Consider the following 12,243-nt stretch of genomic DNA (forward strand, 5'->3'; position numbering starts at 1 on the left):
GCTAAGGAGAGACCATGGCCAAGGAAGAGATGCTCGAATTCCCCGGTGTCGTGAAGGAACTCTTGCCAAATGCGACATTCAGGGTCGAGCTCGAAAACGGCCATGAGATCATTGCACATACGGCAGGCAAGATGCGCAAAAACCGCATCCGCGTTCTGGCAGGCGACAAGGTGCAGGTTGAGATGACCCCCTATGACCTGACCAAGGGCCGTATCAATTACCGCTTTAAGTGATTTGTTTTGCGCCTGATTTTGGGATCAGCAAGCCCGCGCAGGCGGGAGTTACTGGCGGTGTTGGGGATCTCACCTGACGACATCGCCCCGCCTGAAATTGACGAAACCCCGCAAAAGGGGGAACATCCGCGCGCCTATGTCACCCGTATCGCGCGCGAAAAGGTTGCCGCTGTATCATCTGCGCCCGAGGATATCGTTCTATGCGCAGATACGACCGTCTTTATGGGGCGGCGGATTTTGGGCAAGCCTGCGGATGCCGTGGAGGCTGAGGCGTTTTTGCGCCTTTTGTCGGGCTGCCGTCATCGCGTCATCACGGCCTTGGCCGCCCGAAAAGGCGCGCGCGTGATCGAGCGCGCAGTTGAAAGCCGTGTGAAGATGAAATCCCTCAGCGATGCGGAAATCGCGGCTTATCTGGCGACAGACGATTGGCGCGGCAAGGCAGGCGGCTATGCCATTCAAGGCCCTGCTGGTGCGTTTATTCCGTGGATTTCAGGCAGCTATCCCGCCATTATGGGCCTTCCTTTGGCCGAAACAGCCAGTGCCTTGGCGGCCTTGGGCTATCCCGTTTGGAGACAAGAATGAAGGGCTGCGTCATTGCATTGGATGAGGTTGCAGGGCGCAAGGCGGCGGCATTGATCGTTGATGGCCGCTTGCAGGATATCCGTATTGATCCCCCCGAAAATGACCCAAGCCCCGAGATTGGCGAGATTTACCGCGCCAAGGTGGCCCGTGCAATGGGCGGGCAGGGCGGTGTTATAGTCACCCTCCCCGATGGGCAATCGGGATTTTTGCGCGGGGTCAAAGGCCTTGAGCAAGGGGCAAGCGTGATTGTTCAGGTGATGGGCTATGCCGAAGGCAATAAGGCCGCGCCTGTGACGACAAGGCTGTTGTTCAAAAGCCGCTACGCCATTGTCACGCCCGCGGCGGCAGGATTTAACATCGCCCGCTCGATCCGTGACGAAGAAGACCGCGATCACCTGTTGGAACTGGCCCATGAGGCGATGGAGGGCGCGCCTGAGGATTTTGGCGTGATCATTCGCTCAGCCAGCGCTGAGGCGGCGGATGAAGATATAGTTGAGGATGTCAGCGCCATGCGCGCCTTGGCCGAGGCCGTGGTGGCCGATATGAATGGCGCCCCCGAATTGCTGGTTGCAGCCCCCACATCCCATGAGATTGCATGGCGCGATTGGACAAGCCCGATGCCTGATGAAGTGGTAGAAAGCCCCACCGCCTTTGCCGATCTCGGCGTGGAGGAGGCAGTTGATACCCTCCTCTCCCCGCGGGTGGAGTTGGGTGGTGGCGCGTGGGCCATGTTTGAACCCACCGCTGCCCTCTTGGCGATTGATGTGAACACGGGCGGGGATTTATCCCTTGCGGCAGGGCTTAAGGCCAATTTGGCTTTGGTGCGTGATTTGCCGCGTCAATTGCGTCTGCGTGGGTTGTCGGGGCAGATTACAATGGATTTGGCCCCGATGCCAAAAAAAGACCGCCGCCTGTTCGAGGATAAATTGCGCAGTGCCTTGCGCTCTGACGCGACTGACACGGTGCTTGCGGGATGGACACCGCTTGGCCATTTTGAACTGCAGCGCAAGCGCGACCGCGCGCCTTTGCACGAGATATGGCCGTCATGAGTTGCCCGATTTGTCAAAAAGAAACAGTCGCGGCCTATCGCCCTTTTTGCTCGCGCCGCTGCGCGGATGTGGATCTGGCGCGATGGTTGAACGGATCATATGCCGTGCCGTCCAATGACCCTGAAGATATCGAAGAAGCCCTTGATCAAGCAGCCCGCGCCAAAGCATTTGGTTGCAACGGTGATGGCAAGGACGACGCAGGGCCGCTGCAATAGAAAAAACGCGATAATTTTGCGCAAACCCTATGGACAGCCCCCCACGAAGGCCCTAGAACGCCCCCACCGTGATGGTGTTCCGCCATCTCCCGTGCCCGGGTAGCTCAGGGGTAGAGCAGTGGATTGAAAATCCTCGTGTCGGTGGTTCGATTCCGCCCCCGGGCACCACTTCAAAAAATATTCCAATGAAATCAGTAATTTGATGTGGATTTAGTCCCACTTTTTGGTTTTTGGGGCAAAATGGGACTTTTTTGTTCACCCTTTGGGCTCATTTTGATGGCGCGATAGGTGCTGCATGCCGGCGGTTGCCAATATTTGTTGGCGAGCGGACCGCGTGTAACGGCAAGCTTCTTTTAGGGTGCTCCAGCCGAACATTGCCATGAGCTGGCGTTCCGTTGCACCGTTCTCTGCTGCGGTGGCCGCGCCCGCTTTCCGGAGACCATGGGCGCTACAAGCTTTTGCAAAACAGTTCGCCCTTAGATGCGTTTGATTGGAGATACGCGCGTTTCTTGCCATCATGTTTAGACTATGCTTACACCATTTTATTCCGGGTGTTTGGTGCTTAACTGTGGTTCGACATAGGCTTAATCCCGCCGCTGCAACCACCTTCTCTGAATGACTCAATTTTTAGGTTTTACTCAAGTCTTCTAGTTTCCACTTTAGACTCTTGTCGCGAATGAAAGAAAATCAGAGGGCAGGTCGGTAGGTCACACCGCATACGACATCTGTCATCTTCGTGTTTTAAACAGAGTATTTCCTTAGGATTTCTGGATCAGGTTCTACACCGATCCCTGGAGCAGTCGGGACAGTTACGTAGCCCTGGTTGTTTTTCACCTGCCCCAAAACGTTGAGCGGTTCCTTCAACAACTCATCACGGAAATGATTGTGTGTTGTATCTAACTCCAGCATTGGTTCCCATTGGTGCATACCACCTGGCATGACTGGCATAGCTGCAAGAAGCTGTAAGTTTGCTGCTACAGCTATTGCTGATCCCCACACATGATTAATGACGGGGGTGAAATGGGCGTGGCATAGGGCTAGAACGCGTAGATATTCAGAAATACCGCCTAGAGCACAGACTTCAGGTTGGGCAATATCAAGACCACGGTTTTCTAAAATAGTCCGCCAACCCCAGCGGTTAAATTCTGCCTCACCGCCCGATATGTTTACCGAAAGGCCTTGACGTAATTCGCGATAGCCATCCAGGTCCTCAGGAGCGACAGGTTCCTCGAACCAGTATGCACCCATTTCCTCTAGCGCTCTACCTACATAAAACGCATCAGAGGTTGTATAGCAGTGGTTGGCATCAACCATAAACTGGCCTGTTGTGCCCACTCCTTCTGCAACGGCGGCGCAAAGCTCTACATCGGCCTTAGCTCCGAGCCCAACTTTCATTTTAGTGGCGTGGAAGCCCATTGAAAGTATACGGGATGCCTCGTCCTTGAAGCGCGATTTATGATCCGCAACACTTTCGCGTTTTAGCATCATGCCATAACCGTAGGCTTTTATACTACTGCGATGCGCCCCGCCGATCAGCTTATGCACGGGTAAGCCAGCGACCTTACCTGCAATGTCCCATAGGGCTATATCTACGCCTGAAAGGGCCTGTAGAGGCATACCCTTTTGGCCATGATCTCTCAGTAAATTGTAAACTTTGTGCCAGATAACATCACGATCCAATGGATCCGACCCCAAGATTATTGGTCGTATGACTAATTCCACAATGCCTTTATTCGCGAGTGCAATGTTCCCCGCACCAAAGCACTCGCCCCATCCGGTTACTCCTTCATCGGTTTGCACCTCAACCAAGTGCGCACTTCGCTTTGAGTAGAATTGTTGGGAATATCCAAGGTCTTCTGGCAGTTCATATTGTAGAACATGGCTTTTTACTTTGGTTATTTTCATGATCGCATTCACCGAAAACATATTTACAAATGCACAACAGCAAACCCTTCCTGCGTCAAGTGACATTGCAGAGCTTTGTCAAAAGACCTGGGTACTTAAAAAATTCTTTCAAAATTACGTTTGGAGCGTGAAAAGCAGATCAGCGCCCATACCGCCCTTAGAACATTCCTTTATGTTGAGATTATAGTGGTTCGGCACAGGCTTAATCCCGCCCCCGCAACCAATAAAAAATTATTAAATATCAAGATATTAAATCATTTCGACGCTTCCGCGGTGACGGCCGTTATTGTCACAGTGCCGCTTTCCAGCACACCTGCGCGGATGCGAGCCAGTACCCGTTCGCGGCTGGTGCGTTCAAGAATGATGGTGTCTACACCTGAGCGGTTCAGCAACTGCGACAACAAAAGACCCGATGGCCCGCCGCCAATGATCGCAACTTGAGTTTTCAGCGATAAAGTTTCCATATTTTGCCCTCTTAGTTTCAGGCTTCTGAAATGTGGTCTCTAACCGTCGTCGCCTATTTGTCTGATCTTTTTACATAAGTCTTTGGCTGCCAAAGTCGCGCTTCCAGTTGCCATCGCCATCTGCGGTAACACCATCCATTCTAGCATCCATGCAGCGCCGGATCGTTCCTGTTCATGGACGAGGCTATGATGCATGGCGGAAAGCTGTGTAGCGTTGAAACGTGCAAGGGTGATAAGCAATTCGGCGAGCACTGGATTTGATTTGTGTGGCATCGCGGATGATCCACCACCGCCAGACAATGCGATCGCGTCCACGCCTTGCTGCGCCATAAGCGCGATGTCCTGTCCCATCTTGCCCAGTGCACCAGTAATCTGCGAAAGAAGAGATGCAAAACCGGCAATTTGGCTACGGTCACTGTGCCAAACTCCATTTTCAGTGAGCTTGAGCGCTTTGGCCACTTCTTTAGCAATGGCGTCCCCTTTGCCCTCAAAGGCATCGCGAGTGCCCACCGCGCCACCAAGTTGCAGGCGGGCAATCTGCAAACTTGTATGATTGAGATTGGCTAGCGCCGACTGAAGGGGAGAACGCCAAGTAGCAATTCGTTCAGCTGCTGTTACGGGCAATGCCGCCTGCATTCGTGTCCGAGCTACCAGTCGATTGCAGCCATAATCTTCTACAAGTCTGTCGAGCTGGTTAAGCAACTTGCTTATGCGGTCCGTCAAAAGGTTAGTTGTCGCAGCAAGGGTAATAGATAGGGCTGTGTCCAGCACGTCCTGCGATGTGGCTCCTGCGTGGATCGCCTCTGCACAGTCTGGGGCAGCCGCATGCATTTGTTTTACGAAGTTGGGGATTGGTAGCCCGTCAATAGCGGTCGCTCGGGCCAATTGTGGGATATCGAGCGGTGCTTGCTCGATGCGAATGGCGGCTTTTTGGCCTAAACCGGCTGCTACCAACCCATGTGCTTCGAGCGCATGCGCCAAAGCTATTTCGAACTTACGGTAATGCATGATCTGAACTTCGGCCGACCAGAGCGCTTGAAGATCTGGGTCAGAAAAGAGGCCGCCAAGCCAGGGATGGTCAAAGATTGATGTCATTCCAAGAGAGCCATCTGCTCACTTATAAGCCGCGCGACGGTGTCAGGTGCTTCGATCGCCGGGATGTGCCCAACACCATCGATTACATGGTAAATTGCTCCTGTAATCTTGTCGGCTAAGGCTGCGACAACCTCTGGCGTTGTTGCCTTATCTTCGGATCCTGCAAGGCAAACCGTCCTACAACTGATAGACGCAGCTTCGGGCGCTAGATCTGCATCCCGAATTGCAGCGCAGACACATGCATAGCCCTGCACAGGCGTGCGCGACAGCATCATCCTATAACCAGCAATCTGAACCGTTTCCTTTTGCCGGAACTTACTGGAGAACCACCGATCAAGCACACCATCAGCCATTGCATCAAGTCCTAGTTCGTTAACCGCACTGATCCTGTCGGCCCACATTTCTGATGTACCAATTTTGTATCCTGTGTTGCTAAGCAGGAGTCCTGCAGTCAAGTCAGGGCGGGCGGCGGACAGTGCCATCGCAATCATTCCACCCACTGACACACCACAGACCAATGCTCGTGTCAGACCCAAGGAATCCATCAAAGTGGAAAGGTCCGCAGCATGGTCAAAAATTGTGACTGCACCCTTTTCACTCAGGCCGTGGCCGGATTTGTCATATTGCAAGGTTGATGTGCCTTCCGGAAGGCGCGCAATAACATCATCCCAAATGCGGAAGTCGGTCCCAAGTGAATTTGCGAAAACGACGGGTATGCCGCCATTGCCGGATCTAAAACGAAAGTGTAACACGCGTCCGTTTATGTTAGTGAACTTAGCCATTGGCTTGCGCGACCTCCTTTTTTAGCCCAAGAATTGCCCGAGCTTGCTGCCAAGTGGCGACTGGACGTTCGTAGGTCTGGCACAGATCAACAACGCGTTTCACCAATGCTGCATTTGACGGGGCAAGCTTTTCGCGATCGAGGCGGACGTTGTCCTCCAAGCCTGTTCGCGCATGACCACCTGATGAGACGGCCCATTCGTTCAGGGTAAGCTGATGTGCACCAATTCCCGCAGCACACCATGGAGCGTCGTCACCAAACAACCGCTTTACTGTCTTCACGTAGTAATCAAAGACATCGCGGTCCACCGGCATAGCATTCTTAACGCCCATTACGAATTGCACATAGGGTGTGTCTATGATCTGGCCCTCAGCGTGCATCATAGCCGCTTGATGGATGTGGCTAAGGTCAAAGGCTTCAACCTCAGGCTTGATGCCGTAAGTTCGCATTTCCGACGCCAGCCAATCGACTAGATCGGGAGGGTTCTCGTACACTCGAGTGGGAAAGTTGTTTGATCCTACCGACAGTGAGGCCATGTCAGGTGACAGTGGGAGCATTCCACCGCGTGTTTTGCCGGCGCCAGATCTTCCACCAGTAGACAGCTGGATGATCATACCGGGGCAGTGTTTCTCAACCCCTTCTTTTAGAGCCGCAAATTTCTCGGGGTCTGAAGAAGGGGTTTGGTCATCATTACGTACATGGGCATGCATAATCGCTGCACCTGCCTCGAAGGCTTCATGCGTACTTTCAATTTGCTCTGCCACTGTAATCGGCACAGCGGGGTTGTTTGCTTTAGTCGGTAGAGACCCGGTGATTGCGACACAGATAATGCAAGGTTTAGACATCGAAAAACACCGTTTCATGATCACCCTGTAGGTGGATTGAATGAACATAACCGTTGTCGGTTTTTTCGGCTACAAGTGTTGCAGCACGCTCCCCGGCAATAGCAAAGACTGGATCAGCCGCGTTGTCGTTTTCAGGAAAGTAAACTCGCGTAATCAGCGCCATATTTATTCCGCGAGCAGCAATCCAGAGAAGAATATGTGGTGTTTGGCCGGTAGGTGCGCCTGGCATAAGCGTTTTGAAGATTGCCTCACCGGTTTCAGCATGGGTCGGCTGGCGCCCCCAATGGTTAAAGCCTTCGGTCGGGCCGAATGAGCCTTCTGGACCGGGCTGCCAGGCTTCGATCATCGCATCAGTCATTGGTTCTCCAGCAGCGTCAATGACACGCAGACATAGGGTGATCCGCTCGCCGGCGGGGTTGCCGGTAATCATCGTGTTGCCGAGGTCTTTGCCGCCATACATGCCTTCAAGTCCAGCAAAAGTGGGCACGCAGCCTATATGCACGTAAGGTCCAGCGGTCTGCGACGGAGATTCTTTGAAGTTTGCCATCACGATCCCTCCATCTTGTTTTCAAAGAGTGTCTGATTGCGGCCACGAAGCACTATGTCAAAACGGTAAGCTCGAATGTCCATCGGGATCGTGTTCGACATATCCAATCGTGCAACCAGTGTGTTGATGGCTTGGGTTGAAGGTATCGACTGAACAATTGGACAGAGCGCGATGTGAGGGTCGCCTTCGAAATACATTTGGGTGATCAAGCGCTGTGCAAATCCATCGCCGAAAACCGAAAAATGGATGTGCGCCGGACGCCAGTCATTGCCACCATTGGGCCAGGGGTAGGGGCCTGGCTGAATGGTTTGGAAGCTATAGCTCCCATCCTCCCCAGAGATGCAACGCCCACAGCCCCCAAAGTTTGGATCAAGCGGCGCAGTGTAGCCATCTTTTTTGTGCCGATAGCGACCGCCTGCGTTAGCTTGCCAGACTTCGATCAATTTTCCAGGTAACGGGCGGCGATCTTCGTCTATCAGCTTGCCATGCACGATGATGCGCGGGCCGATGGCAGCTTCGCCAGGATTTGCGTAGTTCAGGATCAAATTGTCATCCAACGCTCCCAGCATGTTATGGCCAAATGTCGGTCCAGTCATCTCAGTTTCAGTCGGATGATAGTGGAGACGCGCATGGGCTGGCGAACGCAAGATTGAGCTACGATAGTCGGGTGCTAGTGGTGGGGGGTGCCAGTCCAAATCACGAGCAGAAATTAGTCCTGTCATATCACTTCCCCTTTAATGCGGATGATCTTTGTCGCAGTGGCATTTGGTGGGTCATGGATGCTCTTCCATTTCGCTGAAGGTCTGTTTTGCGAGTTTGATGGCATGGTTTGCCTTCGGCACTCCTGCATAGATCGCCACATGCAGAAATGCTTGCATTATATCTTCTTTGGAAGCGCCAGTGCGCGCCGTAGCGCGGATATGCATTGGTATTTCCTCGAAGTTGCCGGTTGCAGCCAGAAGGGCAAGCGTTAGCAACGAGCGCTCACGGTAGCTGATTGTGTTATCAGCCCAGACTGTGCCCCATGCACTTTCGGTGATTAACGTTTGAAATGGTTCGTCAAAGGCTGTTTTTGCCGCTTCGGCACGGTCGACATGAGCGTCGCCCAGAACTGAGCGACGTACCTGCATGCCTTTTTGGTGACGCTCGGACAACATTATTCTCCATAATTAGGCTAAGCTTGTCCCATTATATATCATTATTTCGCTTTTTATATTGATTTTATCGGCACATTATATACCAAATATGTTATGAATTGGGATCAGCATCTAAATCTTCGGCACGTTCGAACCTTCCTAGAAATTGCGCGTGCGGAAAGCGTGTCGCTTGCAGCGGACAGGTTAGGGATCACTCAGCCAGCGGTGTCACGCAGTCTGAAAGAGTTGGAGCAGATGCTCGGTGTGCGACTATTCGATCGCGTCGGCCGGCGGCTTAGACTAAATGAGGCCGGACGTGTATTTCAGGGGCACGCAAGCTCGTCGCTCACTGAGCTAATACGAGGAGCAGAACGCCTTACAGCTGATGGCGAACTAACGACACGTTTATCAATTGGGGTTTTACCGACGGCTGCGACGGATCTGCTTCCTCGAGCAGCTCTGGCATTCCGAAAGGAAATGCCGCATGTCCGCTTGCAAATTCAATCTGGGCCAAACTGGCTTCTTTTCAATCAGTTGCGAGACGGGCAAGTTGATCTGGTGGTTGGAAGAATGCCAGAGCGAGACACTCGAACGGGTGTTACCTTCCAGCAACTTTACATAGAGGATGTGGTCCTCGTCTGCCGTCCTGGCCATCCCATATTACTTGAGCCAGTACCGGAGCAGAAGGTCGAGGGCTATACGTTAATTTTACCTCCGCAGGGTGCGGTTATTTCTCAAACGGTCGAGCGCTACCTCTCCAGTATTGGTTTGCCGGAGATACGTGCAGCCTATGAGACGGTTGCACTTCCAGTGGGGCGTAAGCTTGTGCGTCTTTCGGATGCGCTGTGGTTCATCTCACATGGAGTGGTTGCCGACGAATTGAAAGAAGGAACGCTGGTTGCTGTTGCACTGTCTTCACCTTTGCTTTCCGGCCCTGTTGGCTTCAGCGTAGCAAGAGGAGCGCCAATCAATGTTGAGCGCAGTGTCTTTGCTGAATGCCTGCAATTTGCGGCATCTAAGCAATAGTCAACAAGTGCTCACAATTAGCTGTGTGCTAAAAAAGTGATCAATCTTCTCGGTTGGAACAAAGCGTACGACACATGGCGTCTCAGACATTAATATTTGGAGTGGTTCCCGAGAGCTCTAAGATAAATTGTGGAAGTAACCTATTTTAGCAGTCATTTGCTTGGCATTCCCTTTGGCCGCATGAGCCGTTTTTGCGCAACAATTCTAAAGGGTGCATTTGCTGCGCCATAGCCGTCGTATTGATCGATACGTTGAACAATTTCAAAGAATAAAGCACCCGCAAAAGGCTTGCCATAAAGCTGGTAGAATGCGCCATCTTGATCCTCGTCGTAAAGAATATTGAGCGCTTTCATTCGCGTTAAATTTTCATCGTTAATTGAAAAACGAGCCTGTAGATCGTGATAGTAATTCTCGGTCATTTCTAGCGGTTCAAAGCCACGCTCTTGCATGCCTACTGCAGTTTTAAAAATGTCTTCTGTTCTGAAGGCCACATGTTGCACAGCACCTGTAAAGCGCTCTGCCAAAAATCTGCCCGCGACAGTTCTATGAGTCTCTGCACCATTAAGAGTTATTCTAATTGAGCCATTTTTTGCTTTAATTGCTTGGCTCCTGACAAGTCCGTCAGGATCGATAACATCCACCATGGGCGTGCGATCCATGTCAAAAATTGAAGTGTAGAACAATGACCAGCTGAGCATTTCATCATAGCTCATAGTTTCTGCCAAGTGATCAATTTGGGTCAGCCCGACCTGATTTTCGATGTTGTTCTCAACTGGGACAAATTCTACATCCCACACATTTGATAATCCGCTATCTTTATCAATAAAATGCATGACGCTGCCCGCAACATTATGAATTGCAGGGATGTCCAGCTCACCCGAAGCGACCTGTTGTGTGAAAGGTTTCGCCGCCAGCGCTTGAGCTCGTTTTACAGTGTCGGATGCGTTGTTCACCAATACGCCAATGTCGCAAATGCTCGTACCATTTGCTACGAAAGATGAATGGCTAAAGCCGGTTTTTTCAGTATTTAACAGAATGCGGATTTCACCTTGCTGCCAGAGCTTAAGTTTTTTTGAAACGTGGTTTCCTACATGTAAAAAGCCCATTGACTTTAATTGGTGGCCTAGCGCCTCAGCTTCATTTTCATCAGTTCCGAATTCAATGAATGCGACCCCTTGTACCTCTATCCTCGGCGGTAAATTGGGCATTGGAACAGTGATGTCGGGTTCGCTTTTGCGAACATCATCCATGAGTGCCACTAAAGAACGGTAGCCATCTCTTGCTAATCCTTTCGGTAGCCCTCCGCGGAATTGGTCATTAAATATTTCCAGACTTATGGGTCCGGTATACCCAGTTGCCATGACGGCTCGCATGAAGTCAGTTACAGCAAGGTCTCCTTCGCCTGGCATGTTTCTAAAATGCCGAGACCAATAAAAAAGGTCCATTTCAATTGAAGGCGCATCTGCTAATTGAACAAAAAATATTTTATCGCCGGGAATACTGCGGATCGTATTAGGGTCGATTTTTCTTGCCAAGGAATGAAAGCTGTCAAGGATCACGCCGATATTAGGATGGTCTGCGCGTCTCACAATCTCCCAAGCATCACGATGATCGTAAACGTGCCTACCCCATGCCAAGGCTTCATAACCCACGCGAATGTTGTACGTTGCAGCTATTTCCCCAAGATCTTGGAAATCTGCGGCGGCGCGGTCAATTCCACCTAGCCCATCTGGGCGGGTTGAGGAGCAGAACAAAATCAAATCCGTGCCTAATTCTTGCATCGTGTCGAATTTGTACCGCGCTCTATCAAACGCTTTTTGGCGTGCTACTCCAGTCAGTCCCTCAAAATCTCTAAATGGCTGAAAGAGCGTTATTTCAAGACCATGATCACGGATCATGTCCCCAATGTCGCGGGGCGTCCCACTATCTGCAATAAAATCTTGTTCGAAAATCTCTATGCCCTTGAAGCCTGCTGAGGCGATAGCTTCAAGCTTTTCTCTTAGGTTTCCAGATATAGAAACTGTCGCGATAGAAGTCTTCATGCCACGTCTCCATTGGATATGAGGTCTGATCGAACGCGATTTTCAGCAGGGGGAAGATTAACAAAGTGTGCCCACGCATGTACTCCTTGATAGAAGAACAATTCATATCCAGAAATAACGTCCAATCCCTTCGTTTCTGCATTTTGAAGGAACTCAGTATTTATAGGGGTGTAATGAGCGATATTGTCACCAATAAGGCCAAGATGAAGATTGCTTTTGTTGACCATGAACACTTCCCCAGTGAGCTGTGAGCCGCACTTGGCACCTCCAGCTTTGTGTTCATTGTTTATATCCCATCACTTAACGTCAAATATTTATATGAT

At 51.4% G+C, this 12,243-nt stretch carries 14 protein-coding genes, 1 tRNA gene and 1 pseudogene; 6 read left to right on the forward strand and 10 right to left on the reverse strand.

The genetic code is table 11. The features are described 5' to 3' along the window. Window positions 1-14: 14 nt before the first annotated feature. The 5 genes from infA (at window position 15) to AAC622_RS02165 (ending at window position 2,247) form a co-directional block, all read left to right on the forward strand. Entirely contained in the window at window positions 15-233 is a 219-nt protein-coding gene (infA, locus tag AAC622_RS02145) for a translation initiation factor IF-1 (protein ID WP_011455993.1), read from the forward strand. Window positions 234-239: 6 nt separating this feature from the next. Beyond that, window positions 240-815, forward strand: a complete 576-nt coding sequence (locus AAC622_RS02150) for a Maf family protein (protein ID WP_340260075.1) — start codon at window positions 240-242, stop codon at window positions 813-815. Beyond that, on the forward strand, window positions 812-1,864 hold the full coding sequence (locus AAC622_RS02155; RefSeq protein ID WP_340260076.1) for a ribonuclease E/G: 1,053 nt from the start codon (window positions 812-814) through the stop codon (window positions 1,862-1,864). Before AAC622_RS02150 ends, AAC622_RS02155 begins: the two co-directional genes overlap by 4 nt. Next, the gene (locus AAC622_RS02160; protein WP_340260077.1) at window positions 1,861-2,079 is read left to right on the forward strand and encodes a DNA gyrase inhibitor YacG; all 219 of its coding nucleotides are present in this window, start codon (window positions 1,861-1,863) and stop codon (window positions 2,077-2,079) included. The genes AAC622_RS02155 and AAC622_RS02160 overlap by 4 nt, the downstream gene beginning before the upstream one ends. A gap of 93 nt (window positions 2,080-2,172) precedes the next feature. Continuing rightward, window positions 2,173-2,247 (forward strand) — tRNA-Phe (locus tag AAC622_RS02165). Between the two features lie 573 nt (window positions 2,248-2,820). Here AAC622_RS02165 and AAC622_RS02170 read toward each other — a convergent pair. The 8 genes and pseudogenes from AAC622_RS02170 to pcaC form a co-directional block, all read right to left on the reverse strand. Continuing rightward, window positions 2,821-4,050 carry a mandelate racemase/muconate lactonizing enzyme family protein gene (locus AAC622_RS02170; RefSeq protein WP_445322589.1) on the reverse strand — a complete coding sequence of 410 codons (1,230 nt, stop codon included), beginning with the start codon at window positions 4,048-4,050 and terminating at the stop codon, window positions 2,821-2,823. Between the two features lie 218 nt (window positions 4,051-4,268). Continuing rightward, window positions 4,269-4,448, reverse strand: a pseudogene (locus tag AAC622_RS02175) (FAD-dependent monooxygenase); the annotation flags it as partial. Window positions 4,449-4,487: 39 nt separating this feature from the next. Next, window positions 4,488-5,543 (reverse strand): 3-carboxy-cis,cis-muconate cycloisomerase, encoded by a 1,056-nt coding sequence (locus tag AAC622_RS02180; RefSeq protein ID WP_340260078.1) that lies wholly within the window; start codon window positions 5,541-5,543, stop codon window positions 4,488-4,490. Further along, window positions 5,540-6,325: a 3-oxoadipate enol-lactonase gene (pcaD, locus tag AAC622_RS02185; protein ID WP_340260079.1), complete on the reverse strand. Its 786-nt coding sequence runs from the start codon at window positions 6,323-6,325 to the stop codon at window positions 5,540-5,542. Before pcaD ends, AAC622_RS02180 begins: the two co-directional genes overlap by 4 nt. After that, window positions 6,318-7,169, reverse strand: coding sequence for a BKACE family enzyme (locus AAC622_RS02190; RefSeq protein ID WP_317657379.1), 852 nt, complete (start codon window positions 7,167-7,169; stop codon window positions 6,318-6,320). The genes pcaD and AAC622_RS02190 overlap by 8 nt, the downstream gene beginning before the upstream one ends. Then, window positions 7,162-7,716 (reverse strand): protocatechuate 3,4-dioxygenase subunit alpha, encoded by a 555-nt coding sequence (gene pcaG, locus AAC622_RS02195; RefSeq protein ID WP_340260080.1) that lies wholly within the window; start codon window positions 7,714-7,716, stop codon window positions 7,162-7,164. Before pcaG ends, AAC622_RS02190 begins: the two co-directional genes overlap by 8 nt. Further along, the gene (pcaH, locus tag AAC622_RS02200; protein ID WP_340260081.1) at window positions 7,716-8,438 is read right to left on the reverse strand and encodes a protocatechuate 3,4-dioxygenase subunit beta; all 723 of its coding nucleotides are present in this window, start codon (window positions 8,436-8,438) and stop codon (window positions 7,716-7,718) included. Before pcaH ends, pcaG begins: the two co-directional genes overlap by 1 nt. 51 nt (window positions 8,439-8,489) lie before the next feature. After that, window positions 8,490-8,870, reverse strand: a complete 381-nt coding sequence (gene pcaC / locus AAC622_RS02205) for a 4-carboxymuconolactone decarboxylase (RefSeq protein ID WP_445322559.1) — start codon at window positions 8,868-8,870, stop codon at window positions 8,490-8,492. A 96-nt stretch (window positions 8,871-8,966) separates the two neighbouring features. Here pcaC and AAC622_RS02210 point away from each other — a divergent pair, with 96 nt between their 5' ends. Further along, entirely contained in the window at window positions 8,967-9,878 is a 912-nt protein-coding gene (locus AAC622_RS02210) for a LysR substrate-binding domain-containing protein (RefSeq protein ID WP_340301235.1), read from the forward strand. A 152-nt stretch (window positions 9,879-10,030) separates the two neighbouring features. On the opposite strand, the gene AAC622_RS02215 is transcribed toward AAC622_RS02210, so the two are convergent. Both AAC622_RS02215 and AAC622_RS02220 read right to left on the reverse strand, forming a co-directional pair. Then, window positions 10,031-11,920: a bifunctional sugar phosphate isomerase/epimerase/4-hydroxyphenylpyruvate dioxygenase family protein gene (locus AAC622_RS02215; RefSeq protein WP_340260084.1), complete on the reverse strand. Its 1,890-nt coding sequence runs from the start codon at window positions 11,918-11,920 to the stop codon at window positions 10,031-10,033. Beyond that, complete coding sequence (locus AAC622_RS02220) at window positions 11,917-12,147, reverse strand: hypothetical protein (protein WP_340260085.1); 231 nt, start codon at window positions 12,145-12,147, stop codon at window positions 11,917-11,919. Before AAC622_RS02220 ends, AAC622_RS02215 begins: the two co-directional genes overlap by 4 nt. Window positions 12,148-12,243: the final 96 nt, after the last annotated feature.

The sequence above is a fragment of the Roseobacter sp. HKCCA0882 genome (assembly GCF_037805225.1).
GTDB lineage: Bacteria > Pseudomonadota > Alphaproteobacteria > Rhodobacterales > Rhodobacteraceae > M30B80.

Excerpts from the sequence above, each read along its gene's own strand:
- AAC622_RS02155 (WP_340260076.1), top strand. The coding sequence starts at position 812 with ATGAAGGGCTGCGTCATTGCATTGGATGAGGTTGCAGGGCGCAAGGCG.
- infA (WP_011455993.1), top strand. The coding sequence starts at position 15 with ATGGCCAAGGAAGAGATGCTCGAATTCCCCGGTGTCGTGAAGGAACTC.
- AAC622_RS02210 (WP_340301235.1), top strand. The coding sequence starts at position 8,967 with ATGAATTGGGATCAGCATCTAAATCTTCGGCACGTTCGAACCTTCCTA.
- AAC622_RS02160 (WP_340260077.1), top strand. The coding sequence starts at position 1,861 with ATGAGTTGCCCGATTTGTCAAAAAGAAACAGTCGCGGCCTATCGCCCT.
- AAC622_RS02220 (WP_340260085.1), bottom strand. The coding sequence starts at position 12,147 with ATGGTCAACAAAAGCAATCTTCATCTTGGCCTTATTGGTGACAATATC.
- pcaD (WP_340260079.1), bottom strand. The coding sequence starts at position 6,325 with ATGGCTAAGTTCACTAACATAAACGGACGCGTGTTACACTTTCGTTTT.
- AAC622_RS02215 (WP_340260084.1), bottom strand. The coding sequence starts at position 11,920 with ATGAAGACTTCTATCGCGACAGTTTCTATATCTGGAAACCTAAGAGAA.
- AAC622_RS02190 (WP_317657379.1), bottom strand. The coding sequence starts at position 7,169 with ATGTCTAAACCTTGCATTATCTGTGTCGCAATCACCGGGTCTCTACCG.
- pcaH (WP_340260081.1), bottom strand. The coding sequence starts at position 8,438 with ATGACAGGACTAATTTCTGCTCGTGATTTGGACTGGCACCCCCCACCA.
- AAC622_RS02170 (WP_445322589.1), bottom strand. The coding sequence starts at position 4,050 with ATGTCACTTGACGCAGGAAGGGTTTGCTGTTGTGCATTTGTAAATATG.
- AAC622_RS02180 (WP_340260078.1), bottom strand. The coding sequence starts at position 5,543 with ATGACATCAATCTTTGACCATCCCTGGCTTGGCGGCCTCTTTTCTGAC.
- pcaG (WP_340260080.1), bottom strand. The coding sequence starts at position 7,716 with ATGGCAAACTTCAAAGAATCTCCGTCGCAGACCGCTGGACCTTACGTG.